Origin of the sequence: Pseudomonas sp. Q11 (assembly GCF_024494355.1) — a bacterium.
Lineage (GTDB): Bacteria > Pseudomonadota > Gammaproteobacteria > Pseudomonadales > Pseudomonadaceae > Aquipseudomonas > Aquipseudomonas hefeiensis.
On the sequence record NZ_JAKNQY010000001.1, the window covers coordinates 285127 to 308145 of the forward strand.

The following is a 23019-nucleotide window of genomic DNA, read 5'->3' on the forward strand; positions in this document are numbered from 1 at the left end:
GTTGAATGTGCCTCAGTCATCGCGAGCAAGCTTTGCTCCCACAGGGGTCTTGTGGAGCGTGCAGCTGCCCCGGTGAGCGCTCACGGCTTGGGCACACGATGGATAAAGCAGCGGCCGAACAGGCCCAAGGTCACCTCGACCCGCTGCTCGATCTGCTCGTCGGACCAGCTCTGTTGCACCCCCAGGGTGAACAGCTTGAGCGGCTGGGAGATCAACAGCGAGTCGATCAACTCGACCGCTGACTCGACATCTTCGTCTGCCAGCAATCCCTTGCCGGCGGCCTTGCCCAGCCAGCCGCGCAACAGGCTCAGGCAGCGCTCGGCACCTTCCTGATACCAGATCCGGGCAAGGCCCGGCGCCGTCTCGCGCCCCTGGGCAGCCATCAGGTAGAGCCCCAGAGCTAAAGGCGACAGGGTCAGGCGCGCCCATAACGTCAGGTACATGCGCAACTCGCTGAGCAGATCCTCGGCGCAGTCGATGCCGCTCTCCAATAGCAGTTCCAGGGTAGACAAGTCCCTGGCCACCAGTTGCGAGAGCAATGCTTCCTTGCTCGCCACCAGCAGGTACAGGGTCTTCTTGGAGATCCCGGCGGTGCGGGCGATGGCATCCATGGTGACATTGGCAAAATTGCCGCTGCCAAGCGCCTGCGCCGCCGCATCCAACAGCGAGGTCATCTGCTCCTGACGGCTGCGTATCGGCGGACGACCGCGCCTGACGGGCTGCTCAGTGGTTTCAGTCATTACGGAGCCTGTTGATCAGCATGGTGCATATGTTCCGGTAGTGGTTTCACAGAGGTGCCCCGCTTAGCGCAGCCCGCCCTCGCAAACGCCTCGCGCAGGGAATCCTCGATGAGTTGCCAAGCCTCCTGCGCCGTGGCATCAGGCCCCAGATGGGTGAACATGTGGTCGCAGTCGGTGAACATTTTTTCGTTCACCACGACACCGGCCTGGCGCAATTTCTGCGCGTAGGCCTGACCCTCAGCACGCAGGATATCGTGCTCGGCGGTGATCAACGTTGTCGGGGGCATACCCTGCAATTGCTCGACCGTTGCCAGCAACGGCGATGCCAGAGGGTCGCGGGCATGGGCCGGATCGCTCAGGTAACAGCGATTGAAGAAGCGCATAAGGCCCGGGCCGAGCAAGGGTTTGTCACAAGTCGACAGCTTGAGTCCGGGATCCTCGGCTAAATCCAGGGCCGGATAGTCGATGACCTGATGCACCACCCGCAGCCGTTGGTGCTCCCGCGCGAGATTGGCCACACCGGTGGCCAGGTTACCGCCCGCGCTGTGCCCACCGACTGCAATGCGCTGTGGGTCGATGCCCAGGTTCGTGGCCTGTTCCGCCAGCCACTCAAGCACCGCAAAGCTCTGCCGCAAGCCGGCGGGAAAGGGAAACTCGGGGGCCAGGACATAATCCAGATTGACCACCAGGCAACCCAGGTTATGGGCCAACCGCCGGCAATAACTGTCGTCATGCTCCGGCACCCCGGCCACAAAGCCACCGCCATGCAGGTTCAGGTACACGGGCAGAGGTTCGCTGGACGGTGTCTGGGGCCAATAGAACAAGGCCCGGGCCGAGCCCCACGCCGTGGGGATGAGCTTCTCCTCGAACAGGCGCAACGGATACTGCGCCGCGTCGTAGGTGAACTTGGCTTTCATGCGCTTGGCAAAGGCGCGCAGCAGCCTGGCCTTGAGAGTTGGCAACACGTTCATGGTCAAACTCCTGGATGACTCAGTGGGCAGTCAGCAATTGGTCCAGCAGACCGTTGATCATTGCGCCGTAAGGCGCGCGCATCGCCAGGTTGGACTCACCGACCGCGCTCTGCACCACCACCGCTTTGGCATGGCTGAACGTACGGAAACCGTAGACACCGTGATAGGCGCCCATGCCGGAAGGACCGACACCGCCAAATGGCAGCGCCTCGAACAGCACATGACTCATGACATCGTTGACCACCACGCCGCCCGAAGTCGTGCGCTCCAGCACCTGCTGGCGTTCACCGGCGTCCTCGCCGAAGTAATAGGCGGCCAGAGGTCGAGGCTGACCGTTGACGTAGTCGATCGCCGTGGCGAAATCGCGGTAGGTCTTGATCGGCAACAGCGGACCGAAGATCTCCTCGCACAGCACCTGCATCTGCTCGGTGGCATCAAGCACCAACGTCGGAGCGATCTTGCGCGTCTGGCGATCGCCCAGGTCTTCCTGCGCCGGGTTGATCTCGATCAGCCGGGCGCCTTTGGCGCGGGCATCGGCGAGATAGCCCTGCAGGCGGTCGAAATTGCGTGGGTTGATGATGGAGGTGTAATCCGGGTTGCTGTGCAACGAGGGATACATGGCACCGACGAAACGCACCGCTTCGGCGACGAAGTCTTCCAGGCATTCTTCCGGCAGCAGCACGTAGTCCGGGGCCAGGCAGATTTGCCCGGCGTTGAAGGTCTTCACGGTCATGACCCGCTGTACCACCGTCGCCAGATCGGCGCTACGGGACACCAGCACTGGCGACTTGCCGCCCAGTTCCAGGGTCACCGGCACCAGATTGTCCGAGGCTGCACGCATGATGTGCCGAGCCACTGCCGTACCACCGGTAAAGATCAGGTGGTCGAAGGGTTGCGCACTGAACAGCGCGCCGACTTCGGCATCGCCCAGCACCGTGGTGAGTTCATTCTCGTCAAAATATCGGGCAATCAATTCGTCCAGCAATGCCGAGGTTCGCGGGGTCAGTTCCGAGGGCTTGAGCATGGCCCGGTTACCGGCGGCGAAGATACTCGCCAGCGGCCCGAACGCCAGGACGATGGGAAAATTCCACGGGCTGATCACGCCCACCACGCCCAACGGCTGGTACTCGACCCGCGCCTCGCTGCCAGGGAATGGTGCCGGATGCGATTGCGCTTGCATCCACTCGGCCAGGTGCTCACGACAATGCTTGAGGCTTGCCACCGAACCTGCGATATCGGACAGCAGCGTCTGCTCGCGACTGCGGTTGCCGAAGTCCGCCGACACCGCCGCGACGATGGCCTCACGATTATCCAGCAATAGTGCAATGGCCCGGTCGAGGCGATCGCGACGCAGCTCCAGGCTGGCCGGTCCGTCAACCAAGTGGGCCTGCTTCATCCGTGCGAGCAAGGCAGTGAGTTGTTCGGCGTCGATTGGCGCAGCGTGATGACCGGGAATGCTCATGGGGTGGGTTCCTGCTGGTTATATTGTTATTAGACAGCACTAAATACCAATTCGAGCAGACATCTTTGTCGACTCGCTGAGTGAGTATGCCAAAAAACAACGGAAAGGAAACCACTAGGTTTCTTAATTTACAAATACCACGACGCGTGGCTGAGAAGCCTATTAATAGGGGAGATTCCGATAATACCTGGTTAAGAGTGCCAAAAGACGCCCCCCCGGAGTGGATGTTCCTCATGGGCGGCGCAACACTGTTCACGACCAAAACTGCGGAAAAATTGGTTATCCATATCAATTAATACAGTTTTGATCGACGACCCTGATTTGCCTCAGCCCTACCCGCTCGGCCTGCTCCAGGATCTGCGCAGGTGTCGCATCCGCGGTGGGCATGATCAGGTTGTTCTCTGCATCTCCAAAATGCAGCTGTACAGGTGCTGTACAACGACCAGAGCATCCGCTTCACCATCAGCCTTGGGGTGGCTGACCTGAACCAACCCTCGACCGACCACGCCGACCTGATCGCCCGGGCCAACCAGGCGCTGTATACGTCCAAGAAAACCGGGCGCAATCGGGTGACGGTGCATCAGTAGGTAGACCGCCAGTCACGTGCCCCACTCTCTCTTCTGAACTTCCACCCACCCTCCCACCTCTGCCCTATATCACCACGCCACCAGAGGCAGGACATCATGAGAGCACTCACTTACCACGGCGCGCACAATGTGAAAGTCGACACGGTCCCCGACCCGGTCCTGGAGGACAGTGACGACATCATTCTGCGCGTTACGGCAACGGCCATTTGTGGTTCCGATCTGCACCTTTATCGCGGAAAAATCCCCGCTGTCGAGCACGGCGACATCTTCGGCCATGAGTTCATGGGGATCGTTGAAGAAGCAGGTTCAGCCGTGACCGCCGTTCAACCCGGCGATCGAGTGGTGGTTCCTTTCGTGATCGCCTGCGGCAGTTGTTTTTTCTGTCAGATGGATTTGTTCGCCGCTTGCGAAACGACCAACACGGGCCGTGGTGCGATTCTGAACAAGAAGGCAATCCCGCCCGGGGCGGCTCTGTTCGGTTTCAGCCATTTGTACGGCGGTATACCTGGCGGGCAAGCCGAGTACGTACGGGTGCCAAAGGCCAACACCGGGCCTTTCAAAGTGCCGGGCACCCTCTCGGATGAGAAGGTGCTGTTCCTCTCGGACATCTTGCCAACGGCTTTTCAAGCCGTCACCAACGCAGGGATCGGCAGCGGTTCGAGTATCGCTATCTATGGCGCCGGGCCGGTCGGCTTGTTGAGCGCCGCCTGCGCGCGGATGTTGGGCGCCGACCAGATTTTCATGGTCGATCATCACCCCTATCGTCTGGCCTATGCACAGAAAACCTATGGTGTGATTCCCATCAACTTTGATGAAGACGACGATCCGGCGGACACGATCATTCGTCAGACCGAGGGTATGCGGGGCGTGGACGGCGTGGTGGATGCCGTGGGTTTTGAAGCCAAAGGCAGCACCACCGAGACAGTGCTGGCTACGCTCAAACTCGAAGGCAGCAGCGGCAAGGCGTTACGCCAATGCATTGCAGCCGTCAGGCGCGGTGGGGTCGTAAGCGTACCGGGCGTCTATGCCGGTTTCATCCACGGCTTCCTGTTCGGCGACGCGTTCGACAAGGGCCTGACCTTCAAGATGGGCCAGACCCACGTGCAGCGATATCTTCCCGAGCTGCTTGGTCATATCGAGACCGGTCGCCTTAGCCCTGAGGTCATCATCAGCCATCGCATGTCCCTGGAACAGGCCGCCGAGGGCTACAAGTTATTCGACAAAAAACAGGAAGATTGCCGCAAGGTGATCCTGACACCCGACGAACCCGATATTGCCTTGCCGGTAGATGACGACCAGGCCGTTCTGCTGAGTACGTAAGCGCACTGATCAGGCGCCTGGGACGGGAGGGTCTGCATTCGTAGCATTCCCTCACGCCCTGCCTGGACGCCCCTCCCCCTCTCAGCTCAGCGCCACCGCGCAAACCAGCCCAGGCCATCCTCGGTCAGGCCGCGCGGGTTGTACTCGCAGCCGATCCAGCCGTCGTAGCCGGCCTCGTCGAGCAGTTTGAACAGGTACGGGTAGTTCACTTCACCCAGGTCCGGCTCGTGCCGATCCGGCACGCCGGCGATCTGGATATGCCCGACGCCGGCCTGGAAGCGCTGGAAACCGGCAATCAGATCGCCTTCCATGATTTGTGCATGGAACAGGTCCAGTTGCACGCGCAGATTCGGCTCGCCCAGTTCGGCCAGGATTGCATGGCCCTCGGTCTGGCGATTGATGAAGTAACCCGGAATCGAGCGGGTGTTGATCGGCTCGATCAGCAGCATCAGTTGGTGCTCGGCCAAACGTCGTGCGGCGTAACGCAGGTTTTCCAGATAGACCTCGCGCATGCGCGGACGCTGGCTCTCGTCACTCACCAGCCCGGCCATTGCGTGCAGCTTGGGGCAGCCCAGGGCGTGGGCATATTCAATGGCCCGGTCGACACTTTCGCGAAATTCCGCCTCGCGTCCCGGCAACGCCGCAATGCCGCGCTCGCCACCGGCAAAATCACCCGGCGGCAGATTGAATAGCACTTGGCTGAGCCCGTGCTCGGCCAAACGTTCGGCCAGCTCGGCCGGTGCGAACTCATAGGGAAACAGGTATTCCACGCCTTTGAAACCGGCCTTGGCGGCACGGCCGAAGCGATCCAGGAAAGGTGCGTCGTTGAACATCATGCTGAGGTTGGCAGCGAAACGGGGCATTGCAGTCACCATTGGGCGCCGAAGGTCTGGCGCAGTTCGTCGATTTGTTCGTCGTCCAACGCGCGTACCGGCTGCTGGCGCAGCAGCAAGTAGAGCTTGGCGGTTTCTTCGAGTTCTTCGATGGCGTAGGTGGCCGCCTCCAGGCTCTTGCCCGAAACGACCGGGCCGTGATTGGCCAGCAACACCGAGCTGTGCTGCCCGACCAGTCCGCGAATCGCCTCGCCCAGCTGCGGATCACCGGGCCGGTGGTACGGAATCAGCGGCAAGCGGCCGACGCGCATGACGAAGTAAGGCGTCAGCGGTGGCAGGCACGACGTAGCGTCCAGGCAATCCAGGCAGGACACCGCGGCCGAGTGCGTGCAATGCAAATGCACGATGGCACCCGAATCTTCGCGGCCTTCGTAGACGGCACGGTGCAGGAACGCTTCCTTGGAGGCAGGCTTGCCGGCCAGGTGGTTCCCTTGCCAGTCGAGCTTGGCGATGTCGGCCGGGTCCAGGCGACCGAGGCAGGCGTTGGTCGGTGTCAGTAGCCAGCCGTCGTCCAGTCGCACGCTGATATTCCCCGAGGAGCCAGGGCTGAGCCCACGAAGGTAGAGTGAACGGCCAATCTCGACGATCTCTTCGCGCAGTTGGCTTTCTTTCATGTCAGCATCTCCCAGGCCTTGATCATGAAGTCTGCGCTGCCAAAGTTACCGGACTTGAGCGCCAGGGTCAGCGGCCGACCGGATTGGCCGAGCGTCTGGGTCCAGGGCACGCCGGGGTCGATGCTCGGCCCGATGCGCAAACCTTCGATGCCCAGCGCGCCGACCACCGCGCCGGAGGTTTCGCCACCGGCGACCAGCAACTGGCCCACGCCCTGCTGTTCGACCAGCGCACGGGCAATCGCCGCCAGGGCCGATTCAATGCGCTCACCGACCTGCTGCGCACCGAACTGTTGTTGCACACGGCGTACCTCGTCGGCTGGACTGCTGGCATAGATCAACACCGGGCCCTGGTGGCCGGCAGCCCAGGCCAGGGCTTCAGCGACCAGTGCGTCACCGCGGGCCATCAGCTCGGCCGCCTCAAGACGAAAGGCGGGATAGAGCGCTGCCGCCTGCTCGATCTGGCCGAGGGTCGCTCGCGAACAGCTACCGCTGAGAATCGCCTGGCGCCCCCAACTCGCCTCCAGCCGACTGGCTTCGCCGTTGGCCTGCAACAGCCCCCTGGCCTGCCAATCCTGGGCCATGCCCAGCGCCAGCCCCGACCCAGCCGTGACCAGCGGCAGGTCGGCACAGGCGGCGCCGAGCACCTGCAAATCTTCATTATCGATAGCGTCGCTGATGGCGATGCCGACGCCCTCGGCGCGCAACGCGGCGATCCGCTGACGGGTCGTCTCGACGCCGGCGCGCAGGGTCCGGTAGTCGATCAGGCCGACCGGGTGGCGTGTTTGCGGTTGCAGCACGCGCAGCAGGTTGGCGTCACGCATGGGCGTGAGCGGATGGTCCTGCATCCCGCTTTCATTGAGCAGCACGTCATTGGCGAACAGGTAGCCGTTGAACACGCTGCGGCGGTTCTCCGGAAAGGCCGGACAGGCCACGGTGAAATCGCTGCCCAGGGCTTGAAGCAGGGCATCACTGACCGGGCCGATGTTGCCCTCGGCGGTGGAGTCGAACGTCGAGCAATACTTGAAGTAGAACTGTCGGCAGCCCTGCTGACGCAACCACTCCAGCGCCTGCAGCGACTGTGCGACAGCTTCCTCCGGCGCCAGGTTGCGCGACTTGAGCGCCACCACCAGGGCGTCGGCTTCGCCCACCGCCAAGGGGCCGTGTGGAACACCAATGGTCTGCACGGTGCGGGCGCCGCCACGCACGAGCATGCTGGCAAGGTCGGTCGCTCCGGTGAAGTCGTCGGCGATGCATCCGATCAGGGGCATGGTCAAATCTCCTCGTTGGCCGCGGCAGGCAGGCTGATACCGGGGAATATCTTCACCACGGCGATATCATCCTCGCGCCCCAGCCCGGAAGCCGACGCTTGCTTGAACATTTGGTGGGCGCTGGCGGTCAGCGGCAGCGGGAAGACCGCCTCCTGGGCGCTGTCGAGCACCAGGCCCAGATCCTTGACGAAAATATCCACCGCCGAACGCGGCCGGTAATCACCCGCCAGCAGATGCGGCACGCGGTTTTCGAACATCCAGGAATTGCCGGCACTGTGGCTGATCACCTCGTACAGCGCCTCGGGATCGCAGCCCTGGCGAATGCCATAGGCCATGGCTTCGGCCGCCGCCGCAATGTGAACCCCAGCGAGCAACTGGTTGACCAGCTTGATCTGCGAGCCCTGCCCGGCCTCTTCACCCAACCGATAGACCTTGGCGGCGACGGCGTCGAGTGCCGTCTGCGCCCGCTCGAAGCCCGCCTCCGGCCCGGAAGCCATGATGGTCAACTCACCCGCCTCGGCGCGCACCGCACCACCTGAAATCGGTGCATCGAGCATCAGCACCTGGTGCTCGGCCAAGCGCCCACTGATGCGCCGCGCAGCCGCCGCCGAAATGGTTGCACAGGCGATGACCACGGAACCCGGACGCAGCCGCGCGGCAATACCCTGCTCGCCGAACAGCAATTGCTCGGTTTGCGCGGCGTTGACCACCACGATGAACAGCAGGTCGCTGAGCGCGGCGCTGTCACTCAGGGCACTGACCGGCTGGCCACCCTCGGCGATGAAGGCCTGGCGCACGTCCTCACGGATGTCGTAGCCCCATACGGGCAGACCGGCGCGCAAAAGAGCGCGCGCCATGCCCAGGCCCATGGAGCCTAGGCCGACCACACCAATACTGGATATTGCTGTCACGGGTGAATCCTCTTGTGGTTGTTATCCGGACGCGTCGGCCTCGCTTCGCGCTTCGCGCAGGCGGACTTCGGCGTTGCGCAGGTGCGAGGAGGCCGCGGTACGTGCCGCCTCACTGTCACCAGCGGCGATGGCGGCGAGCAGCGCGTGGTGCTCCTGATCGACCTGACACATGTACTGGGCGTTACGCGCTTCGTTGCGACGGGTCACTCTGATCGCCTGTTGCAGCAGCTGGTGCAGAAAATCGATGGTTTCGAGAAAGTGCTGGTTACCGGTGGCGGCCACCACCGAACGGTGGAAGGCGAGGTCTTCGCGCACACCGTCTTCGCCGCGCTCGACCGCTTCGTCAAGCTCGGCCAAGGCGTTTTGCATCGCCCGCAGTTGCGCATTGGTGCGCCGCGCCGCGGCCAGTTCGGCGGCCTTGATCTCCAGCGCGCTGCGCAATTCGAGGATTTCCACCACGGCCTCGAAATTGCCCTGGGGCGGAGACAGGCGCAGCGCGACACTGGGATTGGGCACGACGAAGGTGCCGCTGCCCTGGCGCGAAGTGAGCATGCCTTCGCGCTTGAGCATCGAAATAGCCTCGCGCACCACCGTGCGGCTGACGCCGTACTGCTCGCACATCGCCTGTTCGGTGGGCAGGCGGTTACCGGCGGCCAACTGGCCGTCATGGACCGCCGCACTCAGGCGTTTGGCCAGCCGTTCGGCCAGCTTGGGGGTAACGTCGTTCAGACTGTCCACTCAGATTCTCCCGGCAATCGCCGCGCTGCCTTGCCACTCGCTGTGAGCAAGAAGAAAACACGCAACGGTTGCGTCCACGTTAAATTCATCATACAACATGACAACTGCTTGTCACCTGGTTCGTCAAATAACAAGAATACGGGGCGTTCGGCACCCTGCCCCGAATATTCTCCTTAAGCGGAGTGCAATACATGAAGATCCTGGTAACTGGCGGCGCTGGCTTTCTCGGCGCCCGCCTGATCGAAGCGCTGCTGGCGCCTACTGCAAGTGACTTGCTGCCCCCCGGCGCCAGCCTCGTCTCGGTCGACCTGGCACCCTGCCCCATCGATGACCCGCGGGTGGTGTCGCACACAGGCGACATCTGCGACCCGGCCTTTATCAAATCGCTGATCGGCCCAGAAACGTCCCTGGTCTATCACCTGGCCGCGATCGTCAGTGGTCAGGCCGAAGCTGATTTCGACCTTGGCATGCGGGTCAACTTCGATGCGACCCGCGCCCTGCTCGAAGCCTGCCGCCAGCAGGCCCAGGCACCGCGTTTCGTGTTCGCCAGCTCACTGGCAGTATTCGGCGGGCCGATGCCCGAGCAGATGCCCGAGGAACTCGCACCGCTGCCGCAATCGTCCTATGGGGCGCAGAAGGCAATGGCCGAACTGCTGATCAACGACTACTCGCGCAAAGGCTTCATCGATGGCCGGGTGTGTCGCCTGCCGACAATTTCCGTTCGCCCCGGCAAACCCAACGCAGCGGCCTCGTCATTTGCCAGTGGCATACTGCGCGAGCCGCTGGCCGGCGAGGCGAGCAACTGTCCAGTGCCGCTGGATACCCGCATGTGGCTGTCTTCGCCGCAGACCGTGGTCGATAACCTGGTCCACGCCGCGCGTCTGGACGGCCAGGCGCTTGGCCTGCGTCGGACCCTCAACCTGCCCGGCATCAGCGTGCGCGTCAGCGAAATGCTCGACAGTCTCGCTCGCGTCGGTGGCGAGGCCGCCCGCGCGCGGGTCAGCTTTGAGCCGGACGAGCGGATCCAGCGCATCGTCTGCAGCTGGCCCGGTGACTTCGACATCCAGCGGCCGCTGCAATTGGGCTTTCGCGGTGACGTCGATTTCGACAGCGTGGTAAGGGCGCACCAGCTCAGCATGAATCACTGACCCAGGCGGCACCTGGCGGTGCCGTCGTTCCATTCAATAACAACAAGAGTGATTACCCAATGGACGCAACTTCTATCGCCGGTCCCCAGCTGATGGTGAGCCTGGTCCTGGCCATCGTCATACTCATCGTGCTGGTTCTCAAGACCCGCATCCACGCCCTGCTGGCGCTGATCATCGCCGCCTCGATCGCCGGCCTGGGTGGCGGCATGGCGCCCGACGCGCTGGTCAAATCCATCACCACCGGCTTCGGTGCCACGCTGTCGACCATCGGCCTGGTCATCGGTTTCGGTGTGATGATGGGTCGCCTGCTGGAAGTCTCCGGCGCCGCCGAGCGGATGGCCTATACCTTCGTGCGCTGGCTGGGCAACAAGCGCGAAGAATGGGCGATGATGGTGACCGGCTACATCGTCTCGGTGCCGATCTTCTGCGATTCGGCATTCGTCATCCTCAACCCGTTGGTCCGTGCGCTGGCGCGCAACAGCGGCAAATCGATGCTGACCCTGGGCATCGCCCTGGCCAGCGGCCTGATGCTGACCCACCATGCGGTTCCGCCGACGCCGGGGCCGCTGGGGATTGCCGGTATTTTCAATATCGACGTGGGGTTGATGATTTTCTGGGGCGTGGTGTTCACCATTCCCGGCACCTTCGTGCTGGTGGCCTACGCCCGTTTTATGGGCCCACGCATCGAGGCGATGATCGCTCAAAGCGGTCAGAAGCCGGTCGAACCCGCCACCGCCTACCGTGAAGTGCTCGAACGTGCCGATGCCCGCGAGGCCGAGCTGCCGCCACTGTGGCTGTCGATGCTGCCCATCGTGCTGCCCATCGTGCTGATCTTCGCCAATACCCTGGTCGTCGCCCTCGGCAAACTCAACGGTGACAGCACCCTGACCCAGAGCCTGTTCGGTCAGATCATCGCTTTTGTCGGCAACCCGGTCATTGCCGTCGGCCTCGGGGTGGTCGCGGCGCTTTATGGCCTGGTGCCACGGCGCCCGCGTGAAGAAGTCATCGCGCATATGGAAAAAGGCGTGGAAAGCGCCGGCATCATCCTGTTGGTCACCGGCGCCGGGGGCGCGTTGGGTGCCGTGCTGCGCGACAGCGGTGCGGGCCAGTACATGGGCGAATGGGTCGCCACCTTGCCGCTGCCGGCCGTGCTGATCCCCTTCGTGATCGCGTCCTTGGTGCGTTTGATCCAGGGCAGCGGCACCGTGGCAATGATCACCGGCGCCTCGATTTCCGCACCGATCCTGGCCTCGATTCCCGACGTTAACATGGTCTTCGCCGCTCAGGCGGCGGCCATTGGCTCGATGGTCTTTGGCTACTTCAACGACAGTTATTTCTGGGTAGTCAACCGCATGCTCGGGGTCACCAACGCCAAGCACCAGATGCTGACCTGGTCCGTTCCGACCACGATCGGCTGGTTCACTTCCCTGCTCACCCTGTTGTTCTTCAACGCCATTCTCGGATAACCAAGCCGGGCACCGGGGCAGGAACTGATAAATCCTGCCCAGGTTTACCCCTTGCTCTTAGCGCCTGCTCATTCACCCACAGCCGTTGCGCAAGAACGTCCGCCATATTTACTCAACAGCTTCAGCGTCGGGACCCGCCCTGTTCAACACCCTCCCGGTTTCGACGGGTGACACTCAAGCGCCCACCGGCCCTGCCGATAACCATTGGAACGACGGTGCCTCCAGACCTCGTCGCCTCTGCCGGTTGCATAGGGTAATTCTCAATGACTTTGCCGCTTAACCGCCTTCTGATGTGCTGCGTCCTGATGTTCCTGGCTGCAAGCGGATCCGTGCCAGACGCTGCAGCAGAGGCGTCGCTGCGCATCGTTACCGAAGAACTGCCGCCCTATAACATGACGCAGAACGGGCGAGTGACCGGTATGAGCACCGAGGTGGTCCAGGCGGTGCTCAAGGAGGTCGGCGTGGAGGCGTCCATTCAGCCCATGCCTTGGGCGCGGGCATACGAACTGGCGCTCAATGAAAGTAACGTGTTGATCTATTCGATCGCCCGAACGCCTGCGCGCGAAGCACTTTTCCAGTGGGTCGGGGCCATCGCCCCGACCCAGTGGTACCTATACTCGCTGGCTGAGCGCCCGGTAAAACTCAACTCACTGGAGGACGCGCACGGTCACCAGATTGCCACCGTCAATCAGGACGTGGGTGAGCAATACCTGGTGTCAGAGGGTTTCCGCATTGGTAAAGACCTTCAGTCGAGCAACAAGTACGAACACAACTACCGCAAGCTCAAGGTCGATCATGTGGAGCTATGGATTTCCAATGAGCTCAACGCGCTGTACCTGACCCGCCAGAATGGCGAAGACCCGGATAAAGTGCTGGTCCGCTCGCTGGCGCTTCCCGAATTGAGCAGTCAGGATGGCTTGAGCATGGCGTTCAGTCGCAAGACGCCGGCCGCGACGGTCGAGAGATTCCGCTCTGCCCTTGAGACCATCCGCCGCAATGGCGTTTACGATGCCATCATGCGCAAGTGGTTATGACATGGCCGACGATTTTCGGACTGTCCCCATCCACCCGCCAAACACCAGGACGTTCAGCTCGCTGGGACGGCGTCTGGTTTTGGCTACGCTGTTGTTCTGCCTGTGCTTCACCCTGGCGATGGTCACGCTGCGTACCTGGCAGGCCTGGGAAAACAATCTGGCGCAGATGAATTCGGAGCTGGTCCTGATCGACCAGGTGTTCCAGAACACCTTGGCCCATGCCATTTGGGAAATGGACCGTGAGTCGCTGGACAAACAGATCACCAGCGTCGCGAAGGCGGCGCCGGTGGGTCGAGTGGTGTTGAACATTCTGCGGCCAGGACAATCGCCTGAAATCATCGAGTTCAATCGCTATGTCACCGATACATCTGGTGCGGCGCCGGTGGTGCATCGCCAGCTCGTCGCACAGCCCTACATCGGTGCCAACGAAAAGGTCGGTGAACTGACCATCGAGGGCGATAACAACCTGCTTTGGGAGCGTCTCTGGGACGAAGCACGCAGCATCGTCATCACTCAGGTGATCCAGTCGTTGCTGCTGGCCGGCCTGGTCATGACCATGTTCAACCGCCTGGTGACCGTACACGTTGTCCATATCGCCCGGCATCTGGGAAAACTCTCACCACAAACACTCAGCGTCCATCTCAAGCTGCTACGTTCGGTCCAGCGCCAGGACGAGTTGAGTCTGCTCGAGTCCAAAGTCAATGCACTGCAAGACAACCTCCACGCCCACTTGGAGCGCCAGCGCTCGGATGAACTGGCCCTTGCAGCCAACCGCGACCAGTTGGCCGAACTGGTCGAGGCGCGCACCTCGGAACTCAAGACCGCCAACCAGGCCCTCGAAGCGCTGTCGCGTCACGATGCCTTGACGGGCTTGGCCAACCGTCGTTATTTCGATGAACTGAAGGAGGTCGAATTCCGCCGTGCGATCCGCCACAACACCCCGCTGGCCGTGCTGATGTGCGATGTCGACTTCTTCAAGATCTACAACGACACCTACGGCCATATCAAGGGGGACGAGTGCTTGAAACAGATCGCCGGGGCCCTGCGCAGTGTATTCGGCCGCTCCGGCGAACTGACTGCTCGCCTGGGGGGTGAGGAGTTCGTCGTGGTGTTGCCCAATATCAACGCCAGCCAGGCATGCGAGGCAGCCCAGCGGCTTCGTGAAAGCCTGGCTGAACTTGAACTGCCCCATGGCGGCTCAGCGGTTTCGCCCTTTGTCACCTTGAGCATCGGCGTCGCCGAACTGGACACCGAAACCATGGACCACTTCGATCAAGTGCTGCAACGCGCCGACCAGGCGTTGTACCGAGCCAAACGCCAGGGACGCAATTGCGTCGCTTTATAAAACCATCGTGTGCAGCGAGGTCTGTATGCACTACCGCCTGATGCTCTGCTCTTGCATGCTCCTGACCCTGATCAGCGTGAAAAGTCACGCCGAGGCGATCGAAGTCGTGACCGAAGACTCCTTATACGCCTACCTGCGTGAAGGCGAGCTCGTCGGGCCGGGTACTCGAATAGCCGACGAGACGTTGAAGGGCGCAGGGATCAGCGATTATCGTATGTTGCTGTACCCATGGGCACGCGCCTACGAAAAGGCCTTGCATGAACCCAATGTGATGATTTTCCCGCTTGATCGCACGCCGGCCCGTGAGCAGATGTTCAAGTGGGTGGGCGAAATACATCGGGCGACGACCAAGCTGTACAAGCTGCGTGAGCGTGACGGCATAGCCGTTGACCGCCTTGAAGATGCCAAGCAATACAGCATAGGCGTGGTACGCAATGACACCAAGCAGGTTTACCTGCAGCAGAAAGGCTTCACCCGCCTGGTGATATCGGTGGACAACCACGACAATTTTCAAAAACTGCTGAATCATCAAGTCCAGTTGCTGCCGATGCCCGAGAACACTGCGCGCCTGATGAGCAAAGATGCCCAGGTGGATTTCACATCATTGGAAGAGGTCTTTTCCCTTGATGAACAACCCCACAGAGTTCACATGGCCTTTAGCCTGAGCACGCCAGACGAGATCGTCACCAGGGCTCAACGGGCTTTCGCGCAGCTCAAGGCTTCAGGCGAAGTGGACCGGATCATGACTCAAGAGCGTTAGCGGGCGGGCGTAATACTGTACTTGTGCGCGGGGTGATTTGCTGACGCTGACCCTCCTATGGCAGGCTTGAGCCAGAGTTTTTTCCGCGGTTCACGCGGTCACTGCAAATCGGCAATGAGGCACCTCCCATGAGCAAAGCGCCCTATGTACCGCCCAGAGTCTGGAAAGATAACGCCGCCTCTGGCGGCCAGTTCGCCAACATCAACCGCCCTACCGCCGGGCCGACCCATGAAAAAGCATTGCCGGTGGGCGAACATCCGTTGCAACTTTATTCACTGGCCACGCCCAATGGCGTGAAGGTGACCATCCTCCTGGAAGAGCTGCTGGCGCTGGGGCATACAGGCGCGGAATATGACGCCTGGTTGATTCGCATCAACGAGGGCGACCAGTTCTCCAGTGGTTTTGTCCAGATCAACCCGAACTCAAAAATTCCGGCATTGCTCGATCGCAGCGTGGAGCCACCGATCCGGGTTTTCGAGTCCGGTTCGATCCTGCTGTACCTGGCGGAAAAATTCGGTGCCTTCCTGCCCACCGATCCAGCCGGGCGCACCGAAACCCTGAACTGGCTGTTTTGGCAGATGGGCGCGGCCCCCTACTTGGGCGGAGGCTTTGGCCATTTCTACGCATACGCGCCCGATAAGCTTGAATACCCCATCAATCGCTTCACCATGGAAACCAAACGCCAGCTCGACGTCCTGGATCGCCGTCTTGGCGAAAGCCGATACCTGGCCACAGACAGCTATACCATCGCTGATATCGCGGTCTGGCCTTGGTACGGTCAATTGGTTCGCGACAACGTGTACTCGGCTGCCGAGTTCCTGGCTGCCCACGAATATACCCATGTGCAACGCTGGGCCGAGGAGATTGCCAATCGGCCGGCGGTGATCCGTGGGCAACGAGTCAACCGCACGTGGGGCGATGAAGCGAGCCAGGTGCCGGAGCGGCATCGGGCTGAAGATCTGGGTTGAAATATTTGGACCTATCCTTCCCGGCCACTTATCCAACCTCGGGGGTCCTGCCTGACCGTCCAGACGGTCCAGATGTTCTGAATACCGTTCTGGACCGTCAGCCTGCTCAATAGGATGCGCATCAATCAGCCCTGGATCTGCCACATACTGATTCTGGGCGCCCCCGTCAGCTCATACCCAACCAGTTCGGCAGCCCCAGGGAGATGGCCGGGATGTAAGTGATCACGATCAGAAACCCCAGCAGCAGCATTAACCACGGCCAGGCGGCTTTGATCACCTCGACCAACGGCATGCCGGTGACCGCCGACGTGACGAACAGATTGAGTCCCACCGGCGGAGTGATCAGGCCGATCTCCATGTTCACCACCATGATGATGCCCAGGTGGATTGGGTCGATGCCCAGTTGCATGGCGATTGGAAAGAGGATCGGTGCCAGGATCAGGATGATCGCCGAGGGCTCCATGAAGGCACCGGCCACCAGCAGCACGATGTTCACCACCAGCAGGAACTGCCAAGGTTGCAGGCCCATTTCAATCACCAGGGCGGTGATCGTTTGCGGAATCTGTTCAGTCGTCAGTACATGGGCGAAGAGCATGGCGTTGGCGATGATGAACATCAGCATGATGGTCAGCTTGCCGGACTCCAGCAGCACCTTTGGGCACTCGCGCAGGCTCATGTCCTTGTACACGAACAATGCCACGAAACCGGCGTAGACCGCCGCCACCGCAGCCGCTTCGGTCGGGGTGAACATGCCCGAGTAAATGCCGCCGAGGATGATCACCATCAACAGCAGACCCCAGATCGCCTTGCGTGCGGTCCTGAGCAGCTCACCGAAGCTGGCACGCGGCAAGGACGGCAGGTTCATTTTACGAGCGACGATATAGATCGCCACCATCAGCGTCACACCCAGCAACAAGCCCGGCACGACGCCAGCCATGAACAGCTTGCCGACCGACTGCTCGGTCGCCGCGGCGTACACCACCATGACGATTGACGGAGGGATCAGAATGCCCAGCGTACCGGCGTTGCAGACGATGCCGGCGCCGAAGGCTTGCGGGTAACCTGAACGAACCATGCCTGCGATGGCAATCGAGCCAACTGCCGCGACGGTTGCCGGCGACGAGCCGGACAGCGCGGCAAACAGCATGCAGGCCATCACCGCGGAAATCGCCAGCCCACCACGGATATGGCCGACACAGGCGTTGGCAAAATCAATCAGGCGCTGGGCCACGCCACCGGTGGTCATGAACGCGCCAGACAGCAGAAAGAACGGAATCGCCAGCAGCGTGTAGTGCTCGCTGGTTTCAAACAGTTTGATCGCCAGCGAGCGCACCGAGTCAGGGCTGAACAGCATGATCGTGATCGAACCGGCCAAGCCCAGCGATGCCGCGATCGGCACGCCAATGAACATCAGCACGAACAGCAGGATAAAGAGGAACAGGATGGTCATTGCTTGGGTTCCTCGTGCTCAGTCAGTTTCATCGCTTCGGCGGCCTCATCGGCCAGGCCGAGACCGGTCTGCTGGTTGCGCAGGATACGCACGAAGATTTCCAGGAAACGGATAAATACCATGGCATAGCCAAGGGGTACGATCAGCGTGATCTGCCATTGCTGGATGCCGTAATGACCGAGGTCTTCGGCACCGATGCCCGCATCAAACAAGGTCAGCATCCAGTCAAAACTGGCCAGCGCGATGAGCCCGGCATAACCCAGGCAGCACAGGCAAGCGATCAGGCCGATAATGCGTTGCACTGGCTTGCGCGCCAGCTTGACCAGGGCGTCGACACCAATATGGCCGGCGGTGCGTACGCCATAAGCCAGGCCAAAGAAAATCAACCAGGCGAACAGCGCCTTGGTCAGGGCCACACTCCAGGTCATCGATTGGGCCAGCCCGAGAATGACGTCGCCAATGGCGAACAGGATCTGGCTACCACCCAGAAACTCGCCCGCGCTATAGAACAAGGTGTAAGCGTTGTTGAGGATGACGTACGCAAAGGTCACAAGCGTCATGGCCGCCAGAAGAAAGGCGATAACGCCCTCCTCCAGCCGACGCCAGAGGTGATCGAAAGCCAACATGGAAAACTCCGGGAGAAGCCTTCGGTCACCCCGAACGGGCGACCGATGCTGGGGAACTTCAGTTAGATTGGTTGGCCGCCTGGGCCGCTTCGATCAGTTCGGTACCGATCTGGGTTTCGAATGCTTTCCAGGCTGGACGCACGGCGTTGCGCCAGGCATCACGTTGCTGCGGGGTCAGGCTGATGATCTCGCTCTTGCCTGAATCGATGATGCCCTGCTTGGCCTTCTGATTGAGCGCCTCAGCCTGCTTGTTCACTTCGACAGTGACCTCATCGATGATCTGCTCCAACTCATTGCGCACATCTACCGGCAAGCCATTCCAGAACTTGGTGTTGGTGATCAGCAGGTAGTTACCGATGGCATGGTTGGACTCGGTCATGTACTTCTGCACTTCATAGTATTTCTGGGAGTAGATGTTCGACCAGGGGTTGTCCTGAGCATTCACCACGCCGGTCTGCAGGCCCTGGTAGATCTCGGCGAACGCCATCTTGCGCGGTACCGCGCGCAATGCACTGTATTGCGCAGCCTGCAGGTCAGACGGCTGCACGCGGAACTTCTGCCCGCGCGCATCACTTGGCTTGACCAGCGGCTTGTTAGCGGTCAACTGGCGCATGCCGTTGAGCCAGTAGGCCAGCCCGGTGATGCCCTTGGCTTCCATTGACCTGAGCAGCGCCTTGCCTTTGTCCGACTGTTGAAAGCGCTGCGCCGCCGCTACGTCGTCGAACAGGAACATCAAGTCGAACAACTGCAATTGCTTGGTGTACTGCTCCAGTTTCGAGGGTGCCGGCGCCAACATCTGCACCTCTCCCAGCAGCAACGCTTCCATCTCCTTGCCATCGCCGTACAACGACGAATTGGAGTAGACCTGCACGTCGACTTTACCCGGCAGGCGCTCCTCCACTAACTTCTTGAACATCAGGGCGCCCTGCCCCTTGGGCGTGCTGTCGGCGGTGATGTGGGAGAACTTGATCAGAATCGGCTCGGCGGCCTGGGCAGACAACGCACCGACCAGGGCAAAGCTGGCAAGCAGGCCGGTCAGGCCAAGACGCACGGATGGATACTTCATGGAGAGCTCCTATTGTTGTTGTTCGAGCGGTGGGGACGCATCCCCCCTCAGTCCGTTTGGACTCTACCCCCCGGCCCTACGCGACTGAAATTCATATTTGAACAATGCTGCCTTCGGCTTTCACGAAGGCTTATTCATGGACGCTTCCCTTTGCTCGCTGGTAATCAGATGCTCGAGCATCTGGCGTGCCGTCATCGACAGCGCTTCCAGGCTGCGTACGGCGATCTTCAACTCGCGACGCGCCCAGGGATCGTCCAGCGCAATGACCCGCACATCGAGCGCCGGCAAATAGGTCCGCACGGCAAGTTCCGGCAGGATGCCGATCCCCATGCCGGTGTGGATCATCCGGCAAATGGCCTCGAAGCTGCGCACCTGGATACGCAGGCGCAATGGCGTGCCCAAATGACGCGCAGCCTGCTGCAGCAGGCTGTGCAACGAGGCGTCCTGCTGCAGGCCGATAAAGTCGTAGCCGACGGCGTCGCGCAGGCTGATGCTGCTGCGCTCGGCCAGCGGATGCTCGCGTGGGGTGACCAGCACCAACCGATCGTGGCGGTAGCTGAACACCTGCACCTCGTCGGCAGGCACATGCCCGGCGAAAATACCGATATCGGTCAGCCCTTCGCGCACCGCACGGATGGCTTCGCTGCTGACCCGCTCTTCCAGATCGATTTTGACCTGCGGGTGCAACCGGGTAAAAGCGCTGAGGTCCTCGGGCAAAAACTCGATCACCGCCGAGGTGTTGGCGTGAATACGCACATGTCCCTTGACCCCCTCGCTGAACTCGCTGAGGTCGGCATTGAGCTGCGCAAGGTTGTCCATCACATTGCGAGCGTGATGCAGCAAGGCATGCCCGGCCGGGGTCAGTTCGACGCCCTTGGGCTGACGGTAGAGCAAGGCGATTCCCAGCTGGTTTTCCAGGTCACTGACCCGTTTGCTCACCGCCGCCAGGGCCAGGTGCTCGCGCTCGGCGGCCTTGGTCAGGCTGCGCTCATCAGCGATGGCGACGAACAGCTTGAGAGTGACGAAATCGATACGACGCATAGGCGCGGCCTCCTGTCAGTCGAATATCACGACGTGCAGCACGATAAAGAACAGTTTCAAGGTTCTCACAGGTGGTGCTTCGCAGGATACGAAGCCTGGCTTGGTCATTGATCAATTGTTCAGTCCATGGGCCTGAGCCATCCTGCCTGACAAAGAACAGCGCACGACCCAAAGGTGCAGACATGACAGAACAACACGTAAGCAGCATGGCGCTGCAGGGCCTGAAGGTCCTGGAAATGGGCCAACTGATCGCGGGCCCCTTCGCCAGCAAGATGCTCGGTGAGTTTGGTGCCCAGGTGATCAAGATCGAGCCGCCGGGTGTTGGTGATCCGCTGCGCAAGTGGCGCAAGCTCAAGGACGGCACCTCGCTCTGGTGGCATGTGCAGTCGCGCAACAAGCAGTCCCTGACCCTCAACCTGAAGGCGGCGGAAGGTCAGGACATTGTCCGCCGGCTGGTTGCCGAAGCCGATGTACTGGTCGAGAACTTTCGTCCCGGCACTCTGGAAGGTTGGGGCCTGGGCTGGGAGACGCTGTCGAAGATCAACCCACGCCTGATCATGCTGCGCATCTCCGGCTACGGGCAGACCGGCCCCTATCGCGATCGCCCCGGCTTCGGGGTCATCGGCGAGGCCATGGGCGGCCTGCGCCACCTCACCGGTTATCCGGGTCAGGCACCGGTGCGAGTCGGCATCAGCCTGGGCGATTCGTTGTCTTCACTGTATGGCGTCATCGGCGTGCTTCTCGCTTTGCAGGAACGCCAGAACAGCGGCATGGGCCAGTTCATTGACGTGGCGCTGTACGAATCGGTGTTTGCGATGATGGAAAGCCTGGTGCCGGAGTACGACGCCTGCGGTTATATTCGCGAGCCCGCCGGCAGTGCCCTGCCGGGCATCACTCCGTCCAACTCCTATCCCTGCGGCGACGGTCATTTCGTATTGATTGCCGGCAATGGCGACAGTATCTACAAACGATTGATGCAACTGATCGGTCGCCAGGATCTGGCCGACGACCCGCGCCTGGCGCAGAACGACGGACGTGGCGAACACGCCGAGCGCATCGATGCGGCCATCGCCGAGTGGACCCTGCAACACGACCGGGACCAGGTCCTGGAGGCACTGAATCAGGCGTTGGTGCCGGCCGGTTTCCCCTACACCGCCGCCGATATCGTCCAGGACCCGCACTACCTGGCGCGCCAGATGATCGAGACCGTGCAAACCAGCGCCGGCGCGCTGAAAGTGCCGGGTGTACTGCCCAAACTCAGCCGCACCCCGGGTCGTCTCGGCGCCGGCGGCCCAGGGCTGGGCGAGCACACCGACGACCTGCTGGCGGGCCTGGGCCTGAGCGGCGAACAGGTCCGCGGCTTGCGCGAGCGAGGCATCATCTGAACAAGGGCACGCCTGCAAAAAAGCCTGCGCCCGTCATCGATACCCGGAGAACCGCCCCATGAGCAAACGCCTGTATATCCAGGAAGTCGTCACCCGCGACGGCTTCCAGAGCGAAGCCCAATTCATCCCCAGCGAAGACAAGATCGCCCTGATCGATCGCCTGGCGCAAACCGGCCTGGCGAAAATCGAAGTCACCTCCTTCACCTCGCCCAAGGCGATTCCCAGCCTGCGCGATGCCGAAGAGGTGATGCGCGGCATCCGTCGAGTGCCAGGGGTGGAATACTGCGTGCTGGTGCCCAACGTGAAAGGCTGTGAGCGGGCATTGGCCTGCGAGGTTGACGAAATCAACCTGGTGATGTCGGCCAGCGACAGCCACGGCGTGGCCAACCTGCGCATGACTGCCGAACAATCGCTCGAGCAGTTCCGTCAGATCATTGCCGTCAGCCAGGGTAGCGGCGTGTTCATCAACGCCTCATTGTCGACCGCCTTCGGCTGCCCGTTCGAAGGCCAGGTAGCCGAAGCGCGGGTCCATGAGCTGATCCAACGCTTGCTGGATATCGGCGTGCAGGGCGTGACCTTGTGTGACACCACTGGCATGGCCGATCCGGCGCAGGTCGCACGCATCTGCCGTGAAGCCCTGGCGCGCTGGCCGAAAACCCAGTTTACCCTGCACTTTCACAACACCCGAGGCATGGGACTGGCCAATGCCCTGGCGGCACTGGACGCCGGTGTTGATCGTTTCGATGCCTCGCTCGGTGGACTGGGCGGCTGTCCCTATGCGCCCGGTGCCAGCGGAAATATTTGCAGTGAGGATCTGGTACACATGTTCCAACGCATGGGGCTGGACACCGGCGTCGACCTGGACAAATTACTGGCAGCGGCGGCCACCCTGCCGACGCTGGTCGGCCACCCGGTGCCAGGGGCAATCCTCAAGGCCGGCAAGTCCGACCGACGCTATGCAAAAGCTCAATAGAAACACAGCCGGTAGCCTTGGCCCGAGGCTACCGCGCCGATAGGAGAGCGCCTCACGGCGCCCTCCAGCATCCGCCAATATTGTTATTGCGTCCTGCACAGACCATTCAAATCTGCTGGCTTTATAGCCAGAGCCCCTGCCTTGTAAGCTCCATCTCGATCCCCATTGGCGACAAAACCCTTGAGTCATTGCGGATTATCGATCCGGTTTGAACGCGACGGTGTCCATCGCCAATCAGTGTCTTCAATGTCGC

The 23019-nt window shown here is 61.4% G+C and carries 21 protein-coding genes and 1 pseudogene; 10 read left to right on the top strand and 12 right to left on the bottom strand.

Features of this window, described 5'->3' with window-relative positions:
- Window positions 1-80: 80 nt before the first annotated feature.
- From MA884_RS01245 to MA884_RS01255, 3 genes are read right to left on the bottom strand one after another with little or no spacing between them, the layout of a single operon-like run.
- Window positions 81-740 carry a TetR/AcrR family transcriptional regulator gene (locus MA884_RS01245; RefSeq protein WP_256228579.1) on the bottom strand — a complete coding sequence of 220 codons (660 nt, stop codon included), beginning with the start codon at window positions 738-740 and terminating at the stop codon, window positions 81-83.
- Window positions 740-1711, bottom strand: coding sequence for an alpha/beta hydrolase (locus MA884_RS01250; protein ID WP_256228580.1), 972 nt, complete (start codon window positions 1709-1711; stop codon window positions 740-742). The genes MA884_RS01245 and MA884_RS01250 overlap by 1 nt, the downstream gene beginning before the upstream one ends.
- Window positions 1712-1730: 19 nt before the next feature.
- Window positions 1731-3173 carry a coniferyl aldehyde dehydrogenase gene (locus MA884_RS01255; RefSeq protein ID WP_256228581.1) on the bottom strand — a complete coding sequence of 481 codons (1443 nt, stop codon included), beginning with the start codon at window positions 3171-3173 and terminating at the stop codon, window positions 1731-1733.
- Window positions 3174-3595: 422 nt separating this feature from the next.
- Here MA884_RS01255 and MA884_RS01260 point away from each other — a divergent pair.
- Together MA884_RS01260 and MA884_RS01265 are read left to right on the top strand one after the other, a co-directional pair.
- Window positions 3596-3760 (top strand): annotated as a pseudogene (locus MA884_RS01260) (GGDEF domain-containing protein); the annotation flags it as partial.
- A 96-nt stretch (window positions 3761-3856) separates the two neighbouring features.
- Window positions 3857-5080 (top strand): zinc-dependent alcohol dehydrogenase, encoded by a 1224-nt coding sequence (locus MA884_RS01265; protein WP_256228582.1) that lies wholly within the window; start codon window positions 3857-3859, stop codon window positions 5078-5080.
- 86 nt (window positions 5081-5166) lie between these two features.
- On the opposite strand, the gene otnI is transcribed toward MA884_RS01265, so the two are convergent.
- Genes otnI through MA884_RS01290 form a run of 5 tightly spaced genes read right to left on the bottom strand, consistent with a single transcriptional unit; the run spans window position 5167 to window position 9504 of the window.
- A complete protein-coding gene (gene otnI / locus MA884_RS01270; protein ID WP_256228583.1) occupies window positions 5167-5943 on the bottom strand; it encodes a 2-oxo-tetronate isomerase in 777 nt (258 codons plus the stop codon).
- A gap of 5 nt (window positions 5944-5948) precedes the next feature.
- Window positions 5949-6587 (bottom strand): 3-oxo-tetronate 4-phosphate decarboxylase, encoded by a 639-nt coding sequence (otnC, locus tag MA884_RS01275; RefSeq protein ID WP_256228584.1) that lies wholly within the window; start codon window positions 6585-6587, stop codon window positions 5949-5951.
- Window positions 6584-7855: a 3-oxo-tetronate kinase gene (gene otnK / locus MA884_RS01280; protein WP_256228585.1), complete on the bottom strand. Its 1272-nt coding sequence runs from the start codon at window positions 7853-7855 to the stop codon at window positions 6584-6586. Before otnK ends, otnC begins: the two co-directional genes overlap by 4 nt.
- A 2-nt stretch (window positions 7856-7857) precedes the next feature.
- Window positions 7858-8766: an L-threonate dehydrogenase gene (gene ltnD, locus MA884_RS01285; protein WP_256228586.1), complete on the bottom strand. Its 909-nt coding sequence runs from the start codon at window positions 8764-8766 to the stop codon at window positions 7858-7860.
- A gap of 21 nt (window positions 8767-8787) precedes the next feature.
- Window positions 8788-9504: a FadR/GntR family transcriptional regulator gene (locus tag MA884_RS01290; protein ID WP_256228587.1), complete on the bottom strand. Its 717-nt coding sequence runs from the start codon at window positions 9502-9504 to the stop codon at window positions 8788-8790.
- Between the two features lie 191 nt (window positions 9505-9695).
- On the opposite strand from MA884_RS01290, the gene denD reads away from it, so the two are divergent.
- From denD to yghU, 6 genes are all read left to right on the top strand, one after another.
- On the top strand, window positions 9696-10652 hold the full coding sequence (gene denD / locus MA884_RS01295; protein WP_256228588.1) for a D-erythronate dehydrogenase: 957 nt from the start codon (window positions 9696-9698) through the stop codon (window positions 10650-10652).
- Between the two features lie 59 nt (window positions 10653-10711).
- On the top strand, window positions 10712-12118 hold the full coding sequence (locus MA884_RS01300) for a GntP family permease (protein WP_256228589.1): 1407 nt from the start codon (window positions 10712-10714) through the stop codon (window positions 12116-12118).
- Between the two features lie 263 nt (window positions 12119-12381).
- The gene (locus MA884_RS01305; protein WP_256228590.1) at window positions 12382-13152 is read left to right on the top strand and encodes an ABC transporter substrate-binding protein; all 771 of its coding nucleotides are present in this window, start codon (window positions 12382-12384) and stop codon (window positions 13150-13152) included.
- Window position 13153: 1 nt separating this feature from the next.
- Entirely contained in the window at window positions 13154-14497 is a 1344-nt protein-coding gene (locus tag MA884_RS01310; protein WP_256228591.1) for a diguanylate cyclase, read from the top strand.
- Between the two features lie 25 nt (window positions 14498-14522).
- On the top strand, window positions 14523-15257 hold the full coding sequence (locus MA884_RS01315; protein ID WP_256228592.1) for an ABC transporter substrate-binding protein: 735 nt from the start codon (window positions 14523-14525) through the stop codon (window positions 15255-15257).
- A gap of 128 nt (window positions 15258-15385) precedes the next feature.
- Window positions 15386-16225, top strand: coding sequence for a glutathione-dependent disulfide-bond oxidoreductase (gene yghU, locus MA884_RS01320; protein WP_256228593.1), 840 nt, complete (start codon window positions 15386-15388; stop codon window positions 16223-16225).
- 166 nt (window positions 16226-16391) lie between these two features.
- On the opposite strand, the gene dctM is transcribed toward yghU, so the two are convergent.
- The 4 genes from dctM to MA884_RS01340 all read right to left on the bottom strand — a co-directional run bounded on the left by dctM (window position 16392) and on the right by MA884_RS01340 (window position 20408).
- Entirely contained in the window at window positions 16392-17675 is a 1284-nt protein-coding gene (gene dctM / locus MA884_RS01325; protein ID WP_256228594.1) for a C4-dicarboxylate TRAP transporter large permease protein DctM, read from the bottom strand.
- A complete protein-coding gene (locus MA884_RS01330) occupies window positions 17672-18301 on the bottom strand; it encodes a TRAP transporter small permease (RefSeq protein ID WP_256228595.1) in 630 nt (209 codons plus the stop codon). Before MA884_RS01330 ends, dctM begins: the two co-directional genes overlap by 4 nt.
- A gap of 58 nt (window positions 18302-18359) precedes the next feature.
- Window positions 18360-19367, bottom strand: a complete 1008-nt coding sequence (locus MA884_RS01335) for a TRAP transporter substrate-binding protein (protein WP_256228597.1) — start codon at window positions 19365-19367, stop codon at window positions 18360-18362.
- Between the two features lie 120 nt (window positions 19368-19487).
- Window positions 19488-20408 (bottom strand): LysR family transcriptional regulator, encoded by a 921-nt coding sequence (locus MA884_RS01340; RefSeq protein ID WP_256228598.1) that lies wholly within the window; start codon window positions 20406-20408, stop codon window positions 19488-19490.
- Window positions 20409-20590: 182 nt separating this feature from the next.
- Between MA884_RS01340 and MA884_RS01345 the strand changes: the two genes are divergently transcribed.
- Window positions 20591-21793, top strand: a complete 1203-nt coding sequence (locus MA884_RS01345) for a CaiB/BaiF CoA-transferase family protein (protein ID WP_256228599.1) — start codon at window positions 20591-20593, stop codon at window positions 21791-21793.
- Window positions 21794-21851: 58 nt separating this feature from the next.
- Entirely contained in the window at window positions 21852-22766 is a 915-nt protein-coding gene (locus tag MA884_RS01350; protein WP_256228600.1) for a hydroxymethylglutaryl-CoA lyase, read from the top strand.
- Window positions 22767-23019: the final 253 nt, after the last annotated feature.

Excerpts from the sequence above, each read along its gene's own strand:
- MA884_RS01245 (WP_256228579.1), bottom strand. The coding sequence starts at position 740 with ATGACTGAAACCACTGAGCAGCCCGTCAGGCGCGGTCGTCCGCCGATA.
- MA884_RS01250 (WP_256228580.1), bottom strand. The coding sequence starts at position 1,711 with ATGAACGTGTTGCCAACTCTCAAGGCCAGGCTGCTGCGCGCCTTTGCC.
- MA884_RS01255 (WP_256228581.1), bottom strand. The coding sequence starts at position 3,173 with ATGAGCATTCCCGGTCATCACGCTGCGCCAATCGACGCCGAACAACTC.
- MA884_RS01265 (WP_256228582.1), top strand. The coding sequence starts at position 3,857 with ATGAGAGCACTCACTTACCACGGCGCGCACAATGTGAAAGTCGACACG.
- otnI (WP_256228583.1), bottom strand. The coding sequence starts at position 5,943 with ATGCCCCGTTTCGCTGCCAACCTCAGCATGATGTTCAACGACGCACCT.
- otnC (WP_256228584.1), bottom strand. The coding sequence starts at position 6,587 with ATGAAAGAAAGCCAACTGCGCGAAGAGATCGTCGAGATTGGCCGTTCA.
- otnK (WP_256228585.1), bottom strand. The coding sequence starts at position 7,855 with ATGCCCCTGATCGGATGCATCGCCGACGACTTCACCGGAGCGACCGAC.
- denD (WP_256228588.1), top strand. The coding sequence starts at position 9,696 with ATGAAGATCCTGGTAACTGGCGGCGCTGGCTTTCTCGGCGCCCGCCTG.
- MA884_RS01300 (WP_256228589.1), top strand. The coding sequence starts at position 10,712 with ATGGACGCAACTTCTATCGCCGGTCCCCAGCTGATGGTGAGCCTGGTC.
- MA884_RS01305 (WP_256228590.1), top strand. The coding sequence starts at position 12,382 with ATGACTTTGCCGCTTAACCGCCTTCTGATGTGCTGCGTCCTGATGTTC.
- MA884_RS01310 (WP_256228591.1), top strand. The coding sequence starts at position 13,154 with ATGGCCGACGATTTTCGGACTGTCCCCATCCACCCGCCAAACACCAGG.
- MA884_RS01315 (WP_256228592.1), top strand. The coding sequence starts at position 14,523 with ATGCACTACCGCCTGATGCTCTGCTCTTGCATGCTCCTGACCCTGATC.
- yghU (WP_256228593.1), top strand. The coding sequence starts at position 15,386 with ATGAGCAAAGCGCCCTATGTACCGCCCAGAGTCTGGAAAGATAACGCC.
- dctM (WP_256228594.1), bottom strand. The coding sequence starts at position 17,675 with ATGACCATCCTGTTCCTCTTTATCCTGCTGTTCGTGCTGATGTTCATT.
- MA884_RS01330 (WP_256228595.1), bottom strand. The coding sequence starts at position 18,301 with ATGTTGGCTTTCGATCACCTCTGGCGTCGGCTGGAGGAGGGCGTTATC.
- MA884_RS01335 (WP_256228597.1), bottom strand. The coding sequence starts at position 19,367 with ATGAAGTATCCATCCGTGCGTCTTGGCCTGACCGGCCTGCTTGCCAGC.
- MA884_RS01340 (WP_256228598.1), bottom strand. The coding sequence starts at position 20,408 with ATGCGTCGTATCGATTTCGTCACTCTCAAGCTGTTCGTCGCCATCGCT.
- MA884_RS01345 (WP_256228599.1), top strand. The coding sequence starts at position 20,591 with ATGACAGAACAACACGTAAGCAGCATGGCGCTGCAGGGCCTGAAGGTC.
- MA884_RS01350 (WP_256228600.1), top strand. The coding sequence starts at position 21,852 with ATGAGCAAACGCCTGTATATCCAGGAAGTCGTCACCCGCGACGGCTTC.